20 protein-coding genes and 2 pseudogenes are annotated in these 20,924 nt (G+C 66.5%); 8 read left to right on the top strand and 14 right to left on the bottom strand.

Features of this window, described 5'->3' with window-relative positions:
- Positions 1–15 precede the first annotated feature (15 nt).
- On the top strand, positions 16–660 hold the full coding sequence (locus DDQ68_RS02890; protein WP_109654659.1) for a hypothetical protein: 645 nt from the start codon (positions 16–18) through the stop codon (positions 658–660).
- Between the two features lie 211 nt (positions 661–871).
- Entirely contained in the window at positions 872–1,708 is an 837-nt protein-coding gene (locus DDQ68_RS02885; protein ID WP_211320223.1) for a redoxin domain-containing protein, read from the top strand.
- Between the two features lie 121 nt (positions 1,709–1,829).
- On the opposite strand, the gene trmB is transcribed toward DDQ68_RS02885, so the two are convergent.
- From trmB to DDQ68_RS02840, 9 genes and pseudogenes are all read right to left on the bottom strand, one after another.
- Positions 1,830–2,495, bottom strand: coding sequence for a tRNA (guanosine(46)-N7)-methyltransferase TrmB (trmB, locus tag DDQ68_RS02880; protein ID WP_109654657.1), 666 nt, complete (start codon positions 2,493–2,495; stop codon positions 1,830–1,832).
- Positions 2,496–2,583: 88 nt separating this feature from the next.
- Complete coding sequence (locus tag DDQ68_RS02875) at positions 2,584–3,900, bottom strand: bifunctional folylpolyglutamate synthase/dihydrofolate synthase (RefSeq protein ID WP_109654655.1); 1,317 nt, start codon at positions 3,898–3,900, stop codon at positions 2,584–2,586.
- A 250-nt stretch (positions 3,901–4,150) separates the two neighbouring features.
- On the bottom strand, positions 4,151–5,065 hold the full coding sequence (locus DDQ68_RS02870; protein WP_109654653.1) for a hypothetical protein: 915 nt from the start codon (positions 5,063–5,065) through the stop codon (positions 4,151–4,153).
- A 99-nt stretch (positions 5,066–5,164) separates the two neighbouring features.
- Positions 5,165–5,581, bottom strand: coding sequence for an ExbD/TolR family protein (locus DDQ68_RS02865; protein ID WP_109654651.1), 417 nt, complete (start codon positions 5,579–5,581; stop codon positions 5,165–5,167).
- 102 nt (positions 5,582–5,683) lie between these two features.
- Positions 5,684–6,391: a MotA/TolQ/ExbB proton channel family protein gene (locus tag DDQ68_RS02860; protein ID WP_109654649.1), complete on the bottom strand. Its 708-nt coding sequence runs from the start codon at positions 6,389–6,391 to the stop codon at positions 5,684–5,686.
- A 15-nt stretch (positions 6,392–6,406) separates the two neighbouring features.
- Positions 6,407–7,618 carry an HU domain-containing protein gene (locus DDQ68_RS02855; protein WP_109654647.1) on the bottom strand — a complete coding sequence of 404 codons (1,212 nt, stop codon included), beginning with the start codon at positions 7,616–7,618 and terminating at the stop codon, positions 6,407–6,409.
- A gap of 124 nt (positions 7,619–7,742) precedes the next feature.
- Positions 7,743–9,467, bottom strand: a complete 1,725-nt coding sequence (locus DDQ68_RS02850; RefSeq protein WP_162549766.1) for a TonB-dependent receptor — start codon at positions 9,465–9,467, stop codon at positions 7,743–7,745.
- 37 nt (positions 9,468–9,504) lie between these two features.
- On the bottom strand, positions 9,505–12,777 hold the full coding sequence (locus DDQ68_RS02845; RefSeq protein WP_109654643.1) for a tetratricopeptide repeat protein: 3,273 nt from the start codon (positions 12,775–12,777) through the stop codon (positions 9,505–9,507).
- 295 nt (positions 12,778–13,072) lie between these two features.
- Positions 13,073–14,058: pseudogene (locus DDQ68_RS02840) on the bottom strand (aldo/keto reductase).
- 166 nt (positions 14,059–14,224) lie between these two features.
- Here DDQ68_RS02840 and DDQ68_RS02835 point away from each other — a divergent pair.
- Together DDQ68_RS02835 and DDQ68_RS22450 are read left to right on the top strand one after the other, a co-directional pair.
- Positions 14,225–14,605: an RCC1 domain-containing protein gene (locus DDQ68_RS02835; protein WP_211320222.1), complete on the top strand. Its 381-nt coding sequence runs from the start codon at positions 14,225–14,227 to the stop codon at positions 14,603–14,605.
- Positions 14,606–14,687: 82 nt separating this feature from the next.
- Complete coding sequence (locus tag DDQ68_RS22450) at positions 14,688–14,849, top strand: hypothetical protein (RefSeq protein WP_162549765.1); 162 nt, start codon at positions 14,688–14,690, stop codon at positions 14,847–14,849.
- 15 nt (positions 14,850–14,864) lie between these two features.
- On the opposite strand, the gene DDQ68_RS22445 is transcribed toward DDQ68_RS22450, so the two are convergent.
- From DDQ68_RS22445 to DDQ68_RS02825, 4 genes and pseudogenes are all read right to left on the bottom strand, one after another.
- Entirely contained in the window at positions 14,865–15,038 is a 174-nt protein-coding gene (locus DDQ68_RS22445; protein WP_162549764.1) for a hypothetical protein, read from the bottom strand.
- Positions 15,039–15,062: 24 nt separating this feature from the next.
- Complete coding sequence (locus tag DDQ68_RS23655; protein ID WP_245897265.1) at positions 15,063–15,227, bottom strand: hypothetical protein; 165 nt, start codon at positions 15,225–15,227, stop codon at positions 15,063–15,065.
- A gap of 6 nt (positions 15,228–15,233) precedes the next feature.
- Positions 15,234–15,284 (bottom strand): annotated as a pseudogene (locus DDQ68_RS24920) (hypothetical protein); the annotation flags it as partial.
- Between the two features lie 167 nt (positions 15,285–15,451).
- Positions 15,452–15,919, bottom strand: a complete 468-nt coding sequence (locus DDQ68_RS02825) for a hypothetical protein (RefSeq protein ID WP_162549763.1) — start codon at positions 15,917–15,919, stop codon at positions 15,452–15,454.
- Here DDQ68_RS02825 and DDQ68_RS02820 point away from each other — a divergent pair.
- On the top strand, positions 15,887–16,669 hold the full coding sequence (locus tag DDQ68_RS02820; protein ID WP_109654635.1) for a T9SS type A sorting domain-containing protein: 783 nt from the start codon (positions 15,887–15,889) through the stop codon (positions 16,667–16,669). The two genes, DDQ68_RS02825 and DDQ68_RS02820, sit on opposite strands and share 33 nt — an antisense overlap.
- Positions 16,670–16,801: 132 nt before the next feature.
- Positions 16,802–17,773: an ABC transporter ATP-binding protein gene (locus DDQ68_RS02815; RefSeq protein ID WP_109654633.1), complete on the top strand. Its 972-nt coding sequence runs from the start codon at positions 16,802–16,804 to the stop codon at positions 17,771–17,773.
- A gap of 109 nt (positions 17,774–17,882) precedes the next feature.
- On the opposite strand, the gene DDQ68_RS02810 is transcribed toward DDQ68_RS02815, so the two are convergent.
- Entirely contained in the window at positions 17,883–18,221 is a 339-nt protein-coding gene (locus DDQ68_RS02810; RefSeq protein WP_109654631.1) for a hypothetical protein, read from the bottom strand.
- Between DDQ68_RS02810 and DDQ68_RS02805 the strand changes: the two genes are divergently transcribed.
- Positions 18,220–18,861 carry a chloramphenicol acetyltransferase gene (locus DDQ68_RS02805; RefSeq protein WP_109654629.1) on the top strand — a complete coding sequence of 214 codons (642 nt, stop codon included), beginning with the start codon at positions 18,220–18,222 and terminating at the stop codon, positions 18,859–18,861. The two genes, DDQ68_RS02810 and DDQ68_RS02805, sit on opposite strands and share 2 nt — an antisense overlap.
- Before the next feature lie 226 nt (positions 18,862–19,087).
- Positions 19,088–20,659, top strand: a complete 1,572-nt coding sequence (locus DDQ68_RS02800) for an ABC transporter permease/substrate-binding protein (RefSeq protein ID WP_109654627.1) — start codon at positions 19,088–19,090, stop codon at positions 20,657–20,659.
- Positions 20,660–20,924 lie beyond the last annotated feature (265 nt).

Raw genomic sequence — 20,924 nt, 5'->3', positions numbered from 1 at the left:
CTTCACATTCAAACCATGGCCCTTCGCATCCCCGTCCTCGTCCGCGGCATCAACAACTTATCCGACGCGCGCTACTGCGCCGGCATGGGCGCCGACGGCCTCATCTTCACCCTCGACCCCGAGCTACCCGGCGCCATCGACCCCGCCACGGCCCGGGAGCTGGCCGGCTGGGTGGCGGGCGTGGAGCTCATCGGCGAGTTCGGCAACGCCGACCCCGCGCAGCTCGTGGCCGTGGCCGCCGCCTGCGGCCTCGACCGGGTACTGCTGCACGACGCACCCTTTTTCATCCCCGGTATGCACGAGCCCCTGCCCTTCCCGGTGCTGCGCGAAACCGACCTCTTCACCGCTCTGCAGGCGCTCATCGACCCCGACCTGGCCCACGAGCTGCGCAGCGCCGACTTCGCCCCCACCGGCGGGGCCCTGCTGGTCACGCTGCCCGCTGGGGCCGACCTCGTGGGCTGGCAGGCGCAGCTGGAGGCCCTGGCCCGGCAGTTTCCGCTGTGGCTGGGCGGCGACTTCGCCGCCGCCGACCTGCCCGGCCTGCTCGACGGCGTGCGCCCGGCCGGCCTGGTGCTGCAAGGCGGCGACGAGCTCAAGCCCGGCCTGCGCGATTTCACCGGTTTGGAAGAGATTTTTGAGGCCCTGGAGGCAGTGGAATAGGGCCCAGTTGGGGCCCCGCGGTCCCAAGCTGCACGGCAAATTGCACGCCCAGGGGCCCAACTGGGCCCTATCGCTTGGCGAAGGCGGGGCGCCTTTCGCCTGGTTATTCGAGCATTTTACGAGGAATAAGTAGCCGTTGGCCGAGTGGGCAAGTGGGGCGGCAAACTGGCCGCGGCACCTGGAGCGTAGGTGGTCCAACTCTTCGCTCCCCATGAACTACTCGCTCGCTTTCGTCCTTGCCCTTGGCACCGTCTTCGCCGGGCAGGCGCAAACCGTTAAAACCCGTCCGTCCGCCGCCTTGCTCGCCATGCAGGGAAATACGGGATCCTCCGCGCCGGCCCTGACCTACCGCCTGGCAGGCCGGGTATTCGACCCCGAGGGCAACCCCTTGCCGGGGGCCACGCTGCTGGTCAAGGGTACGAGCCAGGTGGTCAGTACCGACGCGGCGGGTAATTTCACGCTGGAGCTACCCACCCGCACCCCCAACACACTGGTGGCGGGCTACGGCGGCTGCGAAGACCTCACCCTACCCCTGGGCCCCAACCAGCTCCAGCTCAACGTGCACCTGCGGCCGATTCTGGCCGACGGCCTCGCCCACGCCCTGCGCGTGGGCGACCTGGCGCCGGACTTCGACCTGCCAACCACCGCCGGCACCACCTTCAAGCTCAGTGAGCACCGCGGCCACCCCGTGGTGCTGTACTTCTACCCCAAAGACGGCTCGTCGGGCTGTACCAAGGAAGCCTGCTCGTTCCGCGACCAGTACCAAGACTTTGCGGCCCTGGGCGCGGAAGTCATCGGCATCAGCTCCGACTCCGAACGCTCGCACCGCCAGTTTACCGCCAAGTACGACCTGCCGTTTCCGCTCCTCAGCGACAACGGCGGGCAGCTGCGCAAGAAGTACGCCGTGCCCCGCGCCGCGCTGGGCCTGCTCCCGGGCCGCGTCACTTACGTGCTCGACGGCGAAGGGCGCGTGCGCTACGTGTTCAACTCCCTCAGCGAAGCCAACGAACACGTAATCAACGCCAAATTCATCTTAAGTACCCTGTAATGGCCCAAAACTAATACTCCGGCGCACCGCCCAATGAGCGGTGCGCCGGAGTATTAGTTTTGGGGCCCGGAGCCCGGGCAACGGCATCTTACACCTGGGCAAAACTGGCTGACCTGGGGCCCTAACTCAGCCGGAACCGCAGGTACTTGATGGGCACGCCCACCGCGCGGTACTTGCCCTCGAAGTTGGTTTGGATGGCCTGGGCCTCGGCAAATCCGGGGCCCTGCTCGGCGTACAGGTCGCGGGTACTCACCTCCACGGCCGTGCCCGGGCGGGCGGCCAGGATTTCCAGGGTGTAGTCGAACAGGCCGTCGTTGTCGGTTTTGAGGTGCAGCGGGGCCCCGGCGGCCAGCAGCTCCTGGTACTGGTTGAGGAAGCGCGGCGAAGTGAGGCGGCGCTTGATGTCGCGGTCGCGCGGCCGCGGGTCCGGAAACGTAATCCAGATTTCGCCCAGCTCCCCGGGGCTGAACTGCGCCGTTAGGGCCTCGGCCTGGGCCCGCACGAAGCCCACATTGGCCAGGCCCAGGGCAGCGGCCCGGGTGCTGCCCGACCACAGCCGCTCGCCCTTGATGTCGAGGCCCAAAAAGTTGCGTTGCGCGTGCCGCTGGGCCAGGCCCACGGTGTACTCGCCCTTGCCGCAGCCCATTTCCAGGGTCAGCGGGTGGTCGTTATGGAAGAAATCGGCCCGCCAGCGGCCCGCCAAGGTCCCAAATTCGGATTTACCTGGCTCGATGACGTCGGGGCGGGTGGCGTTGTCAGCAAAGCGGTGGAGTTTGACGCGGGGCAAAGCAGGAAAGTAAGCAGAGTAATGGATGAAAGTTATAGGGCCGGCTGAACGGCCGTAGCGCAGACTTTAGCTACAGCTGCGCTACAGGCTATTGGTACAGCTCGGCCACCTCGGCCACTACGAAGGTGCTACCGCCAATGAACACCACGTCGGCGGGGCCCGCGGCGGCACGGGCGGCGGCTACCGCGGCGGCTACCGGGCCGTAGGAGCGGCCGGCCAGCCCCGCGGCGGCGGCGCGGGCCGCCAGCTCATCGGCCGGCAAGGCCCGGGGGATATCGGCCTGGCAAAAATAATACGTGGCGTCGGGCGGCAGCAGTGCCAGCACGGGCCCCACGTCCTTGTCGTTCACCGTGCCGATGACCAGGTGCAGCCGCTCGTGCGGCACGCGCAGCAGCTGCTGCATCACCAGGCGCAGGCCGGCCTCGTTGTGGCCCGTGTCGGCCACTACCAACGGCGCGTGGCCCAGAATGCTCCAACGCCCGCGCAGGCCGGTGAGGGGCCCCACGTCGCGCAGGCCCTGGCGCACGGCGGCCTCGGGCAGCGCAAAGCCCTGGGTCCGCAGCTCGTCGAGCACGGCCAGCACGCCGGGCAGGTTCAGGGCCTGGTAGTCGCCGAGCAAGCCCAGGGCGGCGCTGGGCAGGTACGAGGCCCCGGCGCGCGCAACGTCGAAAAGCTGGGTGCCCGCCGCCGTGTCCGCTGGGGCCCCGGCGGGCCCCGGCACCACGGCGTACACGCGGTCGGCCCAGGTGAGGGGCGCGGTTTCGGCGGCGGCTTTGGCCGCGAATACGGCCGCTACTTCGGGCTGCGTTTGGCTGATGACCACCGGCACGCCGGGCTTGATGATGCCCGCTTTCTCGCCCGCAATTTCGGGCAGCGTGTCGCCCAGCAGGGCCTGGTGGTCGTAGCTGATGTTGGTGATGAGCGACACGAGCGGCGTGATGACGTTCGTGGAATCGAGGCGGCCGCCCAGGCCCACTTCCACCACGGCCACGTCCACGGCTTCATCGGCGAAGTAGCAAAAGGCCAGGGCCACGCACATTTCAAAAAATGAGGGCTGCACGTCGGCAAATAGGCCGCGCCACTTTTCCACCCACACCACCAGGTACTCGGGAGCCAGTTCCTGCCCGTTCAGGCGCACCCGCTCGGTAAAAGCGCGCAGGTGCGGCGAGGTGTAGAGGCCCACGCGGTAGCCCGCACTTTGCAGCACCGCCGCCAGCAGGTGCGAGCTGCTGCCCTTGCCATTAGTGCCCGCCACATGCACGCTGCGGAAGCGCCGCTCCGGGTGGCCCATGGCCGCCAGCAGGGCCTCGGTGTTACCCAACCCTTTTTTGAAGCCCGCCGCCCCTACCCGCTGGTACATGGGTAGTTGTGCGTAAAGGAAAGCCAGAGTTTCTTCGTAGTTCATTTAACAATTAACATTTATCATTTAACAATCTACAGTCAATCAAACGGTCAGAGTCCAACTGTTAAATGATAGATGTTAATTTTTAGAGCGGTTTCCAAGTCAGTGTACAGCTTATTGGGTGCGGGCTGCCGGCTTTTCGCCGGCTGTCCGCTCGTCGGTAGAACTACCGGCGCGAAAGGCGAGCGGACAGCCGGCGAAAAGCCGGTAGCCCGCCCTATACACTTGCTTGGAAACTGCTCTAAATGGCAGGTTATTGCACCGATATTTTGAACGTGTAGAAACCCGTGGCTCCGCCGCTGCCGTTATTGGTGCGCCGGAAGCTGGCGTTTTGCAGGGCGTCGCGGCACAGCTTTTCCTGGGCCGGCGACACGTTGCCCGATACCTTGGTGACGCCTTCCACCTCGCCGTTTTCATCGATTTTGATGCGAAAGCGTACGATGCCCGAGTTATCATCCACGGCGGCCACCTTGGGCACCGCCGCCGCTGCCCAACCGCTCATTTCCAAGCCGTCGCCGCTGCCGTTGCCGCGGCCCCGGCCACTGCCGCCGCCCGAGCCGTCGCCGTCGCCATTGCCGCTGCCGTACAGTGCCTTAGCGTTCAGCGAGCCGCGCGGGTCGCCTTGGTCGCCCACGGTGCCGGGGCGGTCGCCGTTGCTGTTGCCAGTGGGCGCGGTGCTGCTGCCGTTCACGCCGTTGCCGCCGCCGGTGGCCGTGCCCTTGGGCGAGAATGTGACGGCCACCTTGCGGGCCGGCTTAGGCACTTCCTTTACTTCCACCTTGGGCGGCGCGGGCGTGGCCACCACGGGAGCAGTCACGGGGCTTTCCTCGGCGTCGCTGGTGATGATTTTTTCGGCGGCCGGGGGCGTGGGCGTGGCCGGGGCCACGGCTGTTACGGGCCGGGGCTCGGGCGCGGCGGCGGGCGGGCGGCTGTCCTGGCGGTTGGGCGAGGCGTTGGCGGTAGCCGTGGTTTGCACGTCGCCGCTGCCGGCGGCGTCCACGCCGTAGTTAAGTTCCAAGCCGCCGCCGCCGGGCGTGGCAATCTCATCAAGCGGCGGGTTGGGGCCCCTGAATACGGTGAACAGGCAAAATAGCACCAGGGCCACGTGGATGGCCACGGTACCAATCAGGGCCTCGCGGCGGTGCTGTTCGGGATAATCGAGGGCCATTGCTTTTGAGCGGTTAGCTACTAGCTGTCAGCTGTTAGCTTGTGGTTTACTGCTTCTTAAACGAGAGCTAACTGCTGATAGGTATCAGCTAAAGCCAAGCTATTTCCTAGCAGCCTGCTGAGCCTGGGTAGCCATCACCATTTTGATCTTCAAACGGTTCCCAATTTCCAGGATGTCAACCAGCTTTTGCACGTTTTGCGAGACATCGACGCGCAGCACCACAGTGGGCGTGTCGAGGTTGTTTTTGCCGATGAGGGCCGTCAGTTCCGTTTCCAGCTCGGTGGGCTGCACGGGCTTCTTGTTGACGAAGTAGGCCCCCGCGGCATCCACCGATACGGTGATAGGCTGCTTCATCACCTGCTTGCTGCTTTTAGCATTGGGCAGCAACAGCTTGATGACGTTCGGGTTCACCATCGTGCTGACGATGAGAAAGAACAGCATCAGAAAAAACATGATGTCGTTCATCGACCCAGTTTCGACGTGCGAGGTCAGGCGATGGCGGCGGGAAAGATTCATGCGATGAGTGAGTGAATGAGCGAATGAGTGAGTTGTTAAGAGCCAGTAAGCGAGGTAACGCTGGAAACGAAAACCTCACTCATTCGCTCATTCACTCATTCACTAATTGTCCTGCAAAATGTCCATGAACTCGATGGCCGAGTTTTCCATGCGGAACACCATGCGCTCGACCAGGATGCTGAGCCAGTGGTAGCCGGCGTGGGCGATGATGCCCACGATAAGGCCCGCGGCCGAAGTTACCATCTTGGTGTAGAGTCCCCCGGCAATCTGGGCGATGCCGAAGTCGCCGGTGGCGTTGATGGCGTAGAAGATTTTAATTACGCCGATGATCGTGCCTACGAAGCCTAGCATGGGCGCGATGCCGGCGATGATGCCCAGGATATTGATATTCTTTTCGAGGCGGGCGATTTCAATCTTACCCACGTTTTCCACGCTGGCTTCGATTTCGGTGAGCGGCAGGCCCAGGCGGCGCAGGCCTTTCTCGACCATGCGGGCCAGCGGCGAGGGGTTTTGGGCGCACAGCAGCTTGGCGCCCTGGATGTCGCTCTTCACCATCAGGGCCCGGATGCCGTTCATGAACGACTCGGGCTGCCCCCCGGCCTTGCGGATGGTGAGGTAGCGCTCCAGGATGATATAGACCGAAACGAACAGCAGAATGAACAGGGGCAGCATGATCCAGCCGCCCTTCAGAATCAGGTCGATGAGCGAGAGCCCACCGTCGGCTTGGTTAGCGGCGTTCACGGCCGCGTTTACAGAATCGGGGGCGGCTGATATCGCCGCGTTGGTAACCTGCAACAGGAAAATGGACATTCGTACGAAGTAGCTTTAATTAGCCAGCACCCAGAGGTCTTTCCCCAGGTGGGTTTGGGTGCGCATGCGCTGGGCCTCGCGCTCGGCCGTCAGCTTGTCGGCGTAGTCGTCGATGGAAACCTTGATTTTATGGCCGCTGAACCGGGGCAGCACCACGCGCGAGCGGTGGCCCAGCTTGGCCAACGCCTGCCGCTGCACCTGCGCCGCCGCCAACGTGCGGAAGCTGCCGCCCACGATGTAGTAACGGCCCGTGGGCGCATTAATTGTGGTGCTAAACACAGCGGCTACCGGAGCAGCTTTGGCGGCGGCCGGCGCAACTTTGGCTGCTGCTACCACGGCCGGCTTAACCGCCGCAGGCTTGGCGACGGCTGCTACTGGCTTGGCCGCAGGAGCTGCGGTTTTCGCAACAGTGATGGGCGCGGCCACCGCTTTAGCGGCGGGTACCGGCGCGGGGATTTCAGGGGTCGCGGCCAGGGCGTTGGCCTCGGCCAACAGGCTGGGGGCCGCAGCGGTGGGCACAACGATAGCCGTAGGGACTACGGGCACTGCGTTCCAGGTTTGGCGGGCCAGGCCGGCCTGCTGGGGCCCCGGCGTGGCGGGGCGGGCATTGGCCCACAGCGGCAGGCGGCTCTGCCAGGCCACGGGAATGTAGCCCGTGTGCAGGGCAAACAAGTAGTTGGCCGACACCACCAGCCCGGCCACCAGGCCGATGACCGCGTAGCTGAACACGCGGCGGCGGGTGGGCCGGGACGGGTGCAGGCGTGGCGCGGGCAGCACCTGCGGGGCCCGGGCCCCGGTGCGGGCCGCGGCGCGCACGGGCCGCGCCGCCAGCTCGGGCAACCCGTAGGCGGCGGGCAGCAGCGTATCAGTGCCGGTGTATTCGAACGAGAGGCCGCGGCCGGCAGCCCGGCGGAACACGCCGATGCCCGGCAGTTCGGTGCGGCTGGTGGCGTCCAGGTCGTGCTGTAAGCCGGCTACGGCGGTGCGCAGGGCCTCGCGGGCCTGCGCGGTGGGTACGCCCAAGTGCTGGGCCAGGGCGTCCACGAGAAGGCCATCGTTGCGGGTAAGGGCCTGGTTGAAGGCCACGAGGCGGGCCGGCGGGCTTAAAGCGTGGCGGTTGGCCTGCACGCGGGCTGGTACGGCGTCGGCCACCAGGCCCCCAAAATCCGGAATAATCACGCAGTCGTGGTCGCGGAGCAGGGGGCGGATGTGGTCGGCGAGGTGCATAGAGAGTGGCGTTGGGCGGCGGCTGGGGCAAGGATTGGCTGTTCAAGGTCGCTTCCCAGCGCGGGTCGTTAGCCCGGCAGTAAGCGCTTAACAATCAACAATTCAACCAGCGACAATTAAATCTTTAAAACGTGTAAGTCACCCCGCCGATGATGTTAATTCCCTTGACGGGGTAGCGGTAAAACCGCTGGTATTGGCGGTTGGCGAGGTTATTACCCATTGCAAAGATGGATAAATTTGACGTAATGCGGTAATCGGCGCGCAGGTTGAGGTCGTAAATCGGCGACGTGGCGCGGTAAAAATCGGGCACCTGGTTGACGTAGCTGACGCTGTAGCTGGCCGAGTAGAAGTAAGTTTCGAGGCCCAGCAGCAGCTTCTCCGATACGTTGTAGGTGCCGAACATAGTGGCCTGGAACTCGGGCCGGCCGTAGGGCTGGGCCAGCGCCCGGGTGCCGTAGTGGTTGTAGTCGGCCCGGGCCCCCACGCGGAATTTTTCACCCGTGCCGTACAGGGCCTCGGCGTGCAGGTTCACGTTGGTGGTGCCCTCGTCGTCGTACACCAAGTTGAATTTATCCTGGTGCAAGGGGTCGCTGAGGTAGAAGTACAGGTTCTTGTCGCGGCTGAAGGTCAGGCGGCCGTTCAGCGCCAGGCCGCGCGCCGGGGCGGCGGTGAAGCCCGCGTACACGGTAGGGCCCCGGCGGGTGTCGGCCACGTACACGTTGCGGTTCAGCCAGGGGTTTTCGGCGGTGATGTCGTTGCGCGTCACGCGCTGGATGGCCCCGCCCAGGCCCCCGTACACGGTGAACTGCTCGGGCACCACGGCGTAGCCCACCCGGATGGCCGGATACACGGCCCCGCGGCTCACGCCATTGAGCAGGTCGGAAGAGTAGCCCAGGGTGAGGCCCAGGGCCAGGTTCAGGCGGTCACGCTTCACCTCGTAGGCCGGCGTCACCTGCACGAAGTTGCGCGAGCGGGTGGCCGAGTCCTTGTCGGTGATGAAGGAGGCGTCGCCGTTCAGCACGAAGCGGCTGTCGTCGCTCAGGGCGTAGCCGAGCTTGGCGTTCAGCAGCACGTTGCTTTCGGAGGCCGAAAAATGGTCGTTCCAGTACTTGTAGCCCACGCCCAGGTCGTATTGCAGGGCGGCACTGGGGGCCTGGTTGCGGGCGTAGGCCCGGGCCCCGAAGCGGGTGAATACCTGCTTAAGGTCGCCGGCGTCGGGCGTGGGCTGAGGCACCGGCGAGGTGGCCGGCCCGGTGTAGCCGTAGAAGTTGTACCGCTCGCGGCTCACGTCGAGGGCCCCGCCGAAGGCCGCATTGCCGCGGTAAATTTCGCCGGTGAGGGCGGCGCTGGTTTGCGACACGCCCGAGTTGCGGCCGTCCACGGGCCCGGTCAGGGAGTTGATGTGCTTGAGGTCGAGGCCGTAGCTGTGGTCGGTGCTGCGGGCGCTGTGCAGGTAGGCGCGGCCGTAGAACGTGCCATAGTTGCCAATGCCCGCCTTGAGTAAGTTGCCGGTGAGCGGCGTCAGCTCCTCCTGCTTGATGGTGAGCACCTGCACCGAGGGCACGAGGCGGTCGGGCGGCAGCCGGAAATCGGGAAAGGTGTAGGCAGGGGCGCGCGTTGTTTTGGGCGGGGCGGGCACCGCAGCTTTATCGAAGTTGCGGGTGGCCGTGCCCAGCTCGTTCACGCGGTCCTTCACAATCTCAATCTCCGCCTCCTGAATGGTGCCGCCCTTGCGGGGCTTGGTGGCCTGGGCCTGGGCGGACAGGGCCCCGGCCGCAACCAGCACCCCCGCTCCCACCAGCGGCAAGCGCAAACCTTTACTTAAGCGGCGAATTAATAAATGCTTCATTAGCAATTGAGTAAACAGTAGAGTATGGGGCTCGCGCCTAGCGGAGCCTGGTGCTGTCGGGGGCCGGGGCAGCGCGTTGCAGCGTATCGGCCGGGGCCCCGGCGGCGGGGGTGGCAGCCGGCAACAGACCGCTGCGGGGCGCGGCCGGCTGGCTGCGCGGGGCCCCGGCCGCGCCCCTGGCGGGGGCCGGCGCGGGCTTGGCAGGCGCGGCCTTGGCGGGCCGGGCGGGGGTGGTTTTGGCTGGGGCAGCGGCATCGTCGGGGCCCAGGGCGGCCAGCTTTTCGCGGGCGCCAGCCACGATTTCAGCCACCGGAAATTTGTTGTCGATGATGGAGTTCAGCGTGCCACGGGCCTGGAAGTTGTCGCCCTGAGCGGCATACACATCGGCCACCAGCAGGAAGGCCCGACCCTGCCACAGCTCGAAGTTACCGTAGTCGCTGTTGTTGCGCAGGGCCGTTTTCAGAGCCTCGTCGTACTGCTTCTGCTTGAACTGGGTGTCGGCCAACAGGTAGTTGGCCTCGGCCCCGATGACGTCGCCGGGCGCGGCGGCCACGGCGGCGGCCAACTCGGTGGCGGCCTGATCGAGGGCCCCGGCGCGGTAGCTGGCCTTGCCCAGGTACAGCAGCGCGGCATTGGTGGCGCTGGCGGGGGCCCCAGCCTGGATACGCAGCTCCTCAGCCACGCGGCGGGTGGCGGGGTAGTCGGCGCTTTCGTACTCAGCCTTCAGCAGGCCCAGGGTGGCGTTGGCTACCTCGCGGCGGTTGGTACTGGCCGTGCGCAGCTGGGTGTAGAACTGGATGGCCTCGGGGTAGTTCTGGGTTTCGAGGTCGAGGTCGGCGGCGCGGCCCAGGGCCCTATTCACAAACTCGCTCTTGTTCTCGGCCACCACGGCGCGCAGGCGCGGCAGGGCCTCGGCCTTGTTACCGGTTTTCAGATACGAGTCGGCCAGGTAGTAGCGGGCGTTGGCACCCAGGGCGTTGTCGGGGTACTGCTTGAGGAAGCCTTCCAGGCGCTGGATGGCCTGGGGGTACTTCTCGGCCAGGTACAGCGACTTGGCCGCTTCCAGCTCCACGCTTTCGGTAGCCTTGCTATCGGGGTTCTGGGCCTTAAAGGCGGCCAGGGCCCCGTCGAAGTCCTCCGTTTTACCCTGCGCGGCCAGGCTTTCCTGCAAGCTGTAGATGGCCTGGTTGGCGGCGTCCGAGCGCGGGAAATCCGTCAGCACGCGGCGGAAATCGGCTACGGCGGCGTCTTGCTTTTGCAGGTTGGCGTAGGCCACGCCGCGCTTTTGCAGAGCCTGGGGCACGAGCGGGCTGCTGGGCCGGCCGCTGATGAGCCTCGTGAAGCCATCCACCGCGGGCTGGTAGTCGCCGGCCTCGAACGCCAGTTGGGCCTGCTGAAACGCGGCCTGCTCGGCGTAGCGCGAGGTGGGACTGGTGCGCAGCAGCGTGGCCAGGGTTTGGTCGGCCTCGGCGCGGCGGCCCATCTGGCCCAGCGTCACGCCCTTCTGGTAGTAGGCGTAGTCCTTATCAGAGGCGTTGGCCTGAATCACCTTGTCGTAGCCGGCCAGCGCGGGCGCGTAGCTTTTGGCCACGTAGCTGAGGTCGGCCAGGCGCAGGGTGGCGTCGTAGTAGTTGGCGTCGCGGGTTTTGCTGGCGTCGTCGGCCGCCAGGTAGGCCTGGAACTGGGGCCGGGCCTGGGCGTACTGCTTCGTATTATAGTAGGCGTAGCCGAGGCCGTAGCGGGCGCGCTGCTCGAAGGCCACTTCGTCGGGTGCCACGCCGCCCTGGCGCACGGTGCGGGCGGCGGCGGCGTAGGCCGTGGCAGCCTCGGGATAGCGCTGGCCCACGCTGTAAATTTCGCCCTTCAGCACCTGCGCCGCGGCCCGCAGCGCCTCGTCCGAAGGGTATTTCAAGGACTTGTCGAGCAGCGCTAGCGCCGGGTCGTACTGCCCGGCGTTGTATAATGTAGCGGCTTGGGCGTAGGTCACGCGCTGGTAGGTGGCGTTCAGCTTGGGGCCCCGGTCGTCGAGGCCTTCGAGGTAGTCGATGGCCGCGGCGTAGTCGGTGGAGGCCAGAAAGCTGGTGCTCAACAGGTCGTCCACGGTGGCCTGGTTGGCCGAGCGCGGGAACTTGCGGCGGAAGTCCCGGAGCACGGCCACTACTTCGGCCTGGTTGCCCAGCTCGGCCTGCACCTGGGCGAGCTTGAGGGTGGCGTTTTCGGCCACGTCCTTTTGCACAGGGCCCTGGCGGGCGGCCTCGAAGGCCGTGACGGCCTGGGGCTTCTGGCCGGCTTGCAGGTAGCTCAGGCCCAAGTGGTAGGCGGCGTTCTGGCCCAGGGTATCGCGGCGGGCAGCCACGGCGCGCAGGTTGGTGATGGCGCCCTTGTAGTCGCCGGTTTTGTAGTTGGCAAAGCCGATTTTATACTGCACCGCCGGCTCAATCTTGTTTTTGCGGGCGGCGGCAAACTGGTCGTAGTAGCCCACGGCCTGCTTATAATCTGCTTTCTGGTAGTAGGCGTCGCCCACCAGCAGCTGGATTTCGTCGGCATTTTGGGGCGGCGGGGTTTGGCGCAGGCGGGGCGTGGCGTAGGCAATCAGGCCGTCGTAGTCGCCTTCCTTGTAGTAAATCTGCGTCATGATGGCGGGCACTACGGGCTTGTAGTCGTCGTTCTGCTCGGCCACGGCCAGGTCGGCGCGAGCGGCGGCGTAGGCCCCAGCGCGGTAGCCGAGGTAGCCGGCGTAGTAGGCGCTGGCGTAGCGGTAGGGCCCCTGGACCTGCTTGCTGCGGTCGAACAGCAGGCGGGCCTGGTCGTAGTCCTTCTGCTGGAAGTGGCTGTAGGCCAGCTTAAAGTCGGACTCGGCCCGCTGCCCGTCGCTGAGGTTGGCGGGGGCCACCTTCTGGAAGTAGGCAATGGCCTGCGGGTAGTTCTGCTGGTCGAAGTAGAACTTGCCCAGCTCAAAATAGGCCACCGCGGCGCGCGGGTGGGCCGGGTGGGCGGCCACGAAGGCCAGCACGAGGCCCTCGGCGTCGGGGTGCAGCAGGTAAAGGCCGCTCACGGCGTAGTAATATTCGGCGTCGGCGGTGCGGTCGCGGGCCAGGGGCTCCTGGCGGCCGGTGCGGCGCGGCTCCACGGCCAGGTACTGCTGGAAAGCGAGCTGGGCGGCCCCGTACTGCTGGCGATCGAAGAGTTCGAGCCCTTCCTGGAAAAACCGCTCGTCATTAGCAAACACCTGGGTTTGCTGGGCCAGGGCGGCCGCCGGGGCCGCCGCCGTGAGCGTGGCGGCCAGCGCCAGCCGGGAAAATAGCTTCATCGGGAAATGGTAGCGTGAAGGGGCCGCGAGGGGCCCGGGAGGCCTCAAAAGTAGACAAGAATGGCGCGCAAGGCCAAGACAGGCCGTTTCGGGCCCCGGGCCAACGCGCGCCGGGTGGTTTTTGGTGTGTTGCGAGCAGTTCAGCTACGCAATAAAAGACGTCATACTCATCTGGCGTCCGCGCAGTCGAAGCATCTCTCCCGCGCCGCTAACCCAATCGCATGGGTATATTTACGCGGTAGAGATGCTTCGACTGCGCGGACGCCAGATGAGCATGACGGCCTGGGGCCCTACCTTACCACAGCTGGTGCACCAACGACCGGATGCGGCGCTGGTGCACATCGCGACAGCGGCCATTTGGCCGATTTCTAGGGCGGGCAGGTCGGCGGCGCGCAGGTTGCTCTCCAATTGCTCGGGGCGCGAGGCCCCCGGAATCACACAGCTCACTTCGTCGAACATCAGCGCCCAGCGCAGGGCCGCCGCGGCCAGGGCCCCCGCGCCGGGGACCGCGGCCTTCAGCTCCTCCACGGCGGCCAGGCCGGTGGCGTAGTCCACGCTGGCGAAGGTTTCGCCCTTGTCGAAGGCCGCGCCGTCGCGGTTGAAGTGGCGGTGGTCGTCGGCCGTAAACTCGGTCTGGGGCCCAAACTTGCCCGTGAGCAGCCCGCTGGCCAGCGGCACCCGCACGATGATGCCCACGTCGCACCGCTTGGCTTCCTGGAAGAGCAGCTCGGCGGGGCACTGGCGGAACAGGTTAAAGATGACTTGCAGCGTGGCTACGTTGGGGTACTCCAAGGCCTTGAGGCCTTCCTCCATGCGCTCCACGCTCACGCCCAGGTTTTGCACTTTGCCCTATTCGCGCAGCTTATCGAACAGCTCAAATATTTCGGGGCGGTAGAACACGTCAGTAGGTGGGTAGTGCAACTGCATTAGGTCGGGGGTGTCGAGGCCTGTGTTGCGCAGGCTGTCCTCCACGAAGCCGCGCAGGGCAGCGGGCTGGTAGGCTTCGTTGGTGTGGGGCTGGAGGCGGCGGCCGTACTTGGTGGCCACGAAGATGCGCTCGGAGCGGCGGCGCACCAGCCGGCCCACGGCGGCCTCGCTGGCCCCGTCGCCGTACACGTCGGCCGTGTCGATGAAGTTGACGCCGGCATCGGCGCCCGCGTCGAGGATGGCGTCGGCGGTGGCGTCGGAGAAGGGCTCGCCCCACTTGCCGCCCACCTGCCAGGTGCCGAAGCTGATTTCAGAAACAGAAAACTCGGTTTTGCCGAGGGTGCGGTGGTGCATGGGGAAAGGGGTATTTGGACCGGGCCGAAGGTACTGGAGCCTTAGCCGCCGGCACTCAGCCGCCGCCCTGGTGCTTTGCAACGTTCGCCAGGTTTTTTACCTGCGCTGGTTTCAGTATTTCCCACCACCTTTTTTTCAGTTAGCTTAAATGATTCCACTTTTTACCTTGCGATTATGGGCTCTGCTGCTAGTGCTGGGGCTGTTTGCCGGCCCGGGCAGGGCCCAGCGCATCGCGGCGGGCTACGAGCACACCGTAGCGGTGCGCCCCGACGGCACGCTCTGGACCTGGGGCAGCAACTACTACAGCCAACTGGGCACCGGCACCGCGGGCGGCCCGACCTTGCGAACGACGCCGGTTCAGGTAGGAACGGCCACCAACTGGCAGAGCGTCAGCGCTGGCTACTACCACACCCTGGCCATCCGCACCGACGGCACACTCTGGGCCTGGGGCAATAACTCGGTGGGCCGGCAACGGGAGCACCGCCAACCCACTGGCCCCCTTCCGGGGGGCTTTTTTAGTAAGAACAGGGCAGGAAAGGCTACTTAATTACGCCCTCGCCCTTGGGGCGGGCTTGGCTGAGGTGAGTTGCTTATCTTCACGGCTTCTACGCTCCTAAAACTGAAGGCTCATGCCCCGTACTGTACTGAAGATCTCAGTCGCTCAGAAGTTGATTGCCTACGTGCCCGCTTTGGGCCTTTTATTTGTGAACGCCCACCTGGCCTTTGGCTACCTCATCGCCGTTAACCTGGCCTTTATTTTTCTTGAATACGATAGCAAAAAGCCTGCGTAGGCAACGTCCTTATGCTCAGCGGTTGGGCGTAAGCTGCGCCAGCACGCGTTGCAGCTGTTGGACGGCGCTCTGAGGGTCAGCGACCTGGGCCGTAAGCAGCTGGGTTTTGTCCGCTCTGGCCGCAGGCGTACCGGTAGCCACGGCCAGGCCCACAGTGAGCCGGCCAATCTCCGTCTTCAGGGCCAGCACCTGCCGCTGTTCGAGTAGAATCTGCTACTGCATGAGCAGCAGCAGTTCGTGCTGTTCCTGAAAGGCGCGGGTCAGCACGGGAATAAGCTGACCATATTCGACGCGCAGGGTGCCCGCCGTGTCGTAGTCGCGCACAACGAGCGAGGGGTAGACGCGGGCCAGGTCCTGGGCCACGAAGCCGAGTCGCACGGGCCCGAGCAGCAAGGGGCTCGCCGGGGACTGCAGCTGAAACCGCACGGGCCGCAGGCGCAGGACCCGGCTGGTGACATCAGCCAGGTCTTCGACGTTGCGCAGCAGACGCCCGTCGGCCAGGTCCCGGTCCAGGTTCCGGGCGGGGTTCTGGGCCTAAATTGCGGAGCTTGCGAAGGTGCACAGCACCAGGGCCAGGGGGAAGGCCCGGCAAAGCAGGCGCATCAATGAACGGTGAACTCATCGTGACCGGCCCCGGGCATCCCCGGGCTGGTAAACGCTTCTGCGGCGGCGGCGGCGGCCGTTTCGGCCGCGGCGGTATTCTCGGCCTGCTCCCGGGCCCGGGTTTCGTCCTCATCCGCTTCCTCGGGCTCCTCGCCCTGGTCGAGTCGTTCGAGCGCTTCGCCCCAGAAGTGCGCGAGTTGGGTGTCGGGGCTCAGCACGAGGGCCAGGAAGGGCGGCACGTTGTCTAAGGCCACCACACAGCCAAGCTCGCCCTGGGCGTAGTAGTAAAAGCGTACCGTGCCTTCGCCGAGGGCGATGCCGTTGCTGTTGACCTCTACCCGGCACCCGATAGGGGGGCAGGGAGCGGTGCCGGACCAGTTGAGCTGACGGGGCAGGGCCCCGCGGTCCGTGGTGAGCACCCGTTCCGCCAGGGGTTGCGGGCGGGCGGGGGCGGGCAGCAAGGGCATCGCCTCAACTCCGAGCGGTTCCAGGGCCCCGTGCAGGTGGGCACCGATGCCAACTGGCGCAGCGCGAGCGCCAGTGCTAACCATTCCGTAGCGGTGCGCACCGACGGCACCCTCTGGACCTGGGGCAGCAACAGCGGCGGCCAGCTCGGCACCGGCACCACCACCGCCCAAACCACGCCCGTGCAAGTTGGCACCGCTGCTACGTGGCTGCGGGTGGCTGCGGGTGCCGCGGACGGCCGCACCGTGGCCATCCGCACCGACGGCACCTTTTGGGCTTGGGGCAACAACTACTACGGCCAGTTGGGAGACGGCACGACGGCCGCGCAGCTGGTGCCGTTGCAAATCGGCAGCGGCACCAATTGGCTGAGCACGTCAGCCGGCAGCTCCTTCACCGCGGCCATCCAGGCCGACGGCTCGCTCTGGGAGTGGGGATACAACGACCAGGGCCAGCTCGGGCAGGACAATGCCAACCTCTTGCCCATTTACATTCCGTTCGGCGGCACCGCGCTGGCCACCGCGGCCGCCAGCGCGGCCGCCGGCTGGCAGCTGGCCCCCAACCCCGCCCACGGCCAAGTGCAGCTGCCGGGCCTGCCCGCCGGTACCGCCGTGCGCTTTTTCGATGCGCAGGGCCGGCTGGTACGCACCGCCGCCGGGCCCGCCGTAGCGCTCGATGGCCTCACGCCCGGCCTCTACCTGCTGCAAGCCGCGGCCGGCGGCACCACGCGCACCCAGCGTTTGGTAGTGGAATAACGTCCGGGCTAGCTTCGCTTTTGCCACGCCCCTATCCCCACTGGCAGGGGCGTTTTTGTAGGGTGGCCCGGCGGGGCCCCGGCCGATGCGGGTAATGGCAGGCAAGGAGCCGCCGTATCTTGCCGCCTGCTCATGCCCGATATTCCGCCCCTACCCGTCATCCGCGTTTCGCACCTCACCAAGCGCTTCGGGGCCCAGGTGGTGGTCGATGACCTTTCGTTTGAGGTAGCCGCCGGCGAAACGCTGGTGCTGCTGGGCCCCAGCGGCTGCGGCAAAACCACGCTCCTCAAAACCCTCAACCGCCTCATCGAGCCCGACGGCGGCACCATCGAAATCAACGGCCGCGACGTGCGCCAGCAGGCCCCCGAGGCCCTGCGGCGCGGCATCGGCTACGTCATCCAGCAAGTGGGCTTGCTGCCGCATTACACTGTTGCCCAGAATGTTGGCGTGGTGCCCGGCCTGCTGGGCCGCCCGGCCGCCGAAACCGCCGCCCGCACCATCGAGCTGCTGGAGCGCCTGCACCTGCCCGCTGCCCGCTTCGCCGGGATGCTGCCGGCGCAGCTCTCGGGCGGGCAGCAGCAGCGCGTGGGCCTGGCCCGGGCCTTGGCCGCCGACCCGCCCGTGATTCTACTCGACGAGCCCTTCGGGGCCCTCGACCCCATCACCCGCGCCGCCGTGCGCCGCGACTTCCGCGAGCTGGATGAGCTGCGCCGCAAAACCGTGGTGCTCGTGACCCACGACGTGACCGAAGCCTTCGAGCTGGCCGACCGCATCATGCTGCTGAATAATGGCAAAATCCAGCAGCTGGGGCCCCCACGCGACTTGTTGCTCCAGCCCGCTAACGACTTCGTGCGCCGCTTCTTCCAGGCCGAGCGGCTGGCCCTGCAAATGCGCGTGACGACGCTGGCCGAGGTGCTGCCCTTCGTGGAATTTGACGGCCCGCCGGCGCCCGCCGGGGCCCCCACACTGCCCGGCACTGCCAGCGTGCAGGCCGCCGTGGCGCTGCTCGGCGATACTGGCACCGGCCACCTGTGCATCGCCGGGGGCCCGCAACCCCTGACGCTGGGGCAGCTGCTGGCCGCCTTCGGGCGGGCCCTGGGGTAGTCCGGGCGGGGCTATTTCGGGCAGATTAATTCAGGTGAGCCAGCACCGCCACCACGCCGGGCAGCGGCTCGATGGGGAAGTCGAGCAGGCGCTTACCCAGGTCGAGCAGCTACGGAATCTCGCGCCCCGTCACGGCCCCGTCGGTGAGCTGGATGGCGGTTTCAATCATATTCAGCATCAGGGATTTGGCACCATAGCCGAACAGGTGCAGGTTGGCGCGCTGCACCGCGTAGAGCTGGGCCCCGATGGCGTCGGCCGCGCCGCACCGGGCCAGGATGGCCGCCAGCTGGGTTTCCACGTGGTCGAAGTACGGCTGGTTGGGCCAGGGCGGGTCGGCGGCGTCAAAGGCAATGAGCTGGGGCCGGGGCCTAAATAAACAGGGGCGTGAGCGGGCCAACCGGCCGCACCGGGCCAGCCAGGGCCCAAAAGTACCGAACTTGCGCCCCATGAAGCAGCCCATTGACCTGGCCACCTGGCCCCGCCGCGAGCATTACGAGTTCTTTTCGAAGTTTGACGAGCCGTTTTTCGGGCTGGTGGCCGACGTGGACTGCACACCGGCCCAAGCCGAAGCCAAGCGCCTCGGCATGTCGTTTTTCCTCTACTACCTCTACCACGCCGTGGAGGCCGCCAACGCAGTGCCCGAGTTCCGGCACCGCATCGAACCGAGCCAGGTAGTGGCCTACGACCGGGTGCACGCCTCGGCCACCATCGGCCGACCCGACCATACGTTCGGCTTTTCCTTCATCGAGCAGCAGCCGGCCCTGGCCGATTTCGTAGCCGGGGCCCAGCTTGAAATTGCGGCCGTGCAGGCCATCGGCGGCCTCAACCTGACCGAGCGCACCGGCCGGCCCGACGTGCTGCACTGCTCGGCCATTCCGTGGGTGCGCTTCACCGGCCTCACCCACGCCCGCAGCTTCGGGGGGCTCGACAGCTGCCCCAAGCTTTCCTTCGGCCAGGTATACGCCGCCGGGGCCACCCGGCGCATGGCCGTGGCCGTGAATGTGCACCACGCCCTGGCCGACGGCTACCACGTGGGCCAGTTCCTGGATGCCTTCCAGCAGCGACTGAGCGGGGGGGGGGGGGGGTGAATGGAGGAATGGGTGAATGAAATTCAGCCATTCACTCATGACGCTGTTTAGGGAGTCCGGAAATTCAAGATTGAACGTCATGCTGAGCGAAGTCGAAGCATCTCTCCCGCAGCAGTAATCATAGGTAGTGAACGGTAGAGATGCTTCGACTTCGCTCAGCATGACAGCCTGAAGAGTCCCTGGACAACCCCATTCATTCCTCCATTCACTCATTCACCCATCGCCCGTGAAAACCCTTGCCGAACTCTTCGCCTTTTGGCACGAACAAGCCGGCAAGCTGGGCCAGCAGACCTTGCAGCACGTGGCCCTGACGGCCGCCGCCCTGCTGCTGGGCGTGGCCGTGGGGGTGCCCGTGGGCCTGTGGCTGACGCGGCGGCCGCGCTGGGCCCCGGCGGTGCTGGGCACGGCCGGCGTGCTACAAACCGTGCCCAGCATCGCCCTGCTCGGCTTTCTGATTCCGGTGATGGGCATTGGGGCGGCCCCGGCCATCCTGGCGCTGCTGCTGTACTCGCTGCTACCCATCATCCGCAATACGGTGGCCGGGGTGCAGGGCGTGCCGGCGGCCGTGGTAGAAGCCGCTAGGGGCCTGGGCTTTACGGATGGCCAGATTCTGCGGCGCGTGGAGCTGCCCCTGGCCCTGCCCGTGCTAATGGCCGGCATCCGCACGGCCACCGTCATCAACGTGGGGGTAGCCACGCTGGCGGCTTACGTGGCAGCCGGCGGCCTGGGCGAGTTCATATTTGGCGGCATTGCGCTGAACAACCCGGCCATGATTCTGGCCGGCGCCATTCCGGCCGCCGCCCTGGCCCTGGCCTTCGATGCGGGCCTGGGGGCCCTGGAGAAGCTCTCGGCGCGGCGGCTGCGGGTGGCGGGCGGGGCCCTGCTGCTGGCTTTGCCGGTGCTGGCCGCCGGCTACTGGCTGCCCCAGGCCGCGGGCCGGTTGCGGGCGGGCTTCAGCCCGGAGTTCATCGGGCGGGCCGACTGCCTGCCGGGCCTCACCCACACCTATGGACTCACGCATCTGCCCAGCGTGGTGCTGGCCCCAGCGCTGGTATACGAGGCCGCCCGCGCCGCGAATGTGGACGTTATCGACGGCTACTCGACCGACGGGCGCATCCAGGCTTACGGCCTGCGCGTGCTGCGCGACGACCTTCACGCCCTGCCGCCCTACTTCGCCGCGCCCGTGGTGCGCCCCGCCCTGCTCCGCGCCCACCCCGAGGTGGGCCCCGTGCTCGACCAGCTCAGCGGCCAGCTCTCCGACTCGGCCATGACGAACCTGAACTACCAGGTCGATTTTCTGCACCGCGCGCCGCGGGCCGTGGCCCTGGCCTGGCTGCGCCGCAAGGGCCTCTGGAAAGTGCCGCGCCCGCTGCCGCCCGGGGCCCCGGTGGTGCGCCTGGGCTCGAAGATTTTCGCCGAGCAGTACATTCTGGTGGAGATGTACGCCGCCCTCATCCGCGGCAATACCGACCTGGGCGTAGCCACCAAAACCGGCCTCGGGGGCACCACCATTTGCTTCGAGGCGCTGCGCGGCGGCGAAATCGACCTTTATCCCGAGTACACCGGCACGGGCCTGCAAGTGCTGCTCCAGCCCTCGGCGGCGGTACTCGACTCGCTGGGCGGCCGGCCGGCAGCGGTGTTTCAGTACGTGCAGGCCGAATTCCAACGCCGCTACGGCCTGGCGTGGCGCGCGCCGCTGGGCTTCAACAACGCCTACTGCCTGCTGATGCGGCAGCAGCAGGCCGGGGCCCTGGGCATTGCCAGCATCTCGGACCTGGGCGGCTACCTGCGGCGATAGTGCAGTTTTTGAATCGGTGCACCCGGCGCTGTAGAACGGCGTGGTACTCCGTTCGGCGTTCACACGGAAGCAGCGCAAAACCCGGTTTGACGTTCGCCCGGAAACGGCGTGCCACGCCGTTTTACAGCACCGGGTGCACCGATTTAAAAACTGCGCTGGGGCTCCGGGGCGCGGCTTCGTGCCGGGCGACTGGGGGCGCCCGGTTGCTTTTGGACGCCGAACCTTGCTTAATGTTGGCGCTATTCCCCGCGCTGCCGGGGCCGCC

It is taken from the genome of Hymenobacter nivis (assembly GCF_003149515.1).
Classification (GTDB): domain Bacteria; phylum Bacteroidota; class Bacteroidia; order Cytophagales; family Hymenobacteraceae; genus Hymenobacter; species Hymenobacter nivis.
Note: the sequence above shows the minus strand (reverse complement) of the source record. Positions and strands in the feature narration are given on the sequence as shown.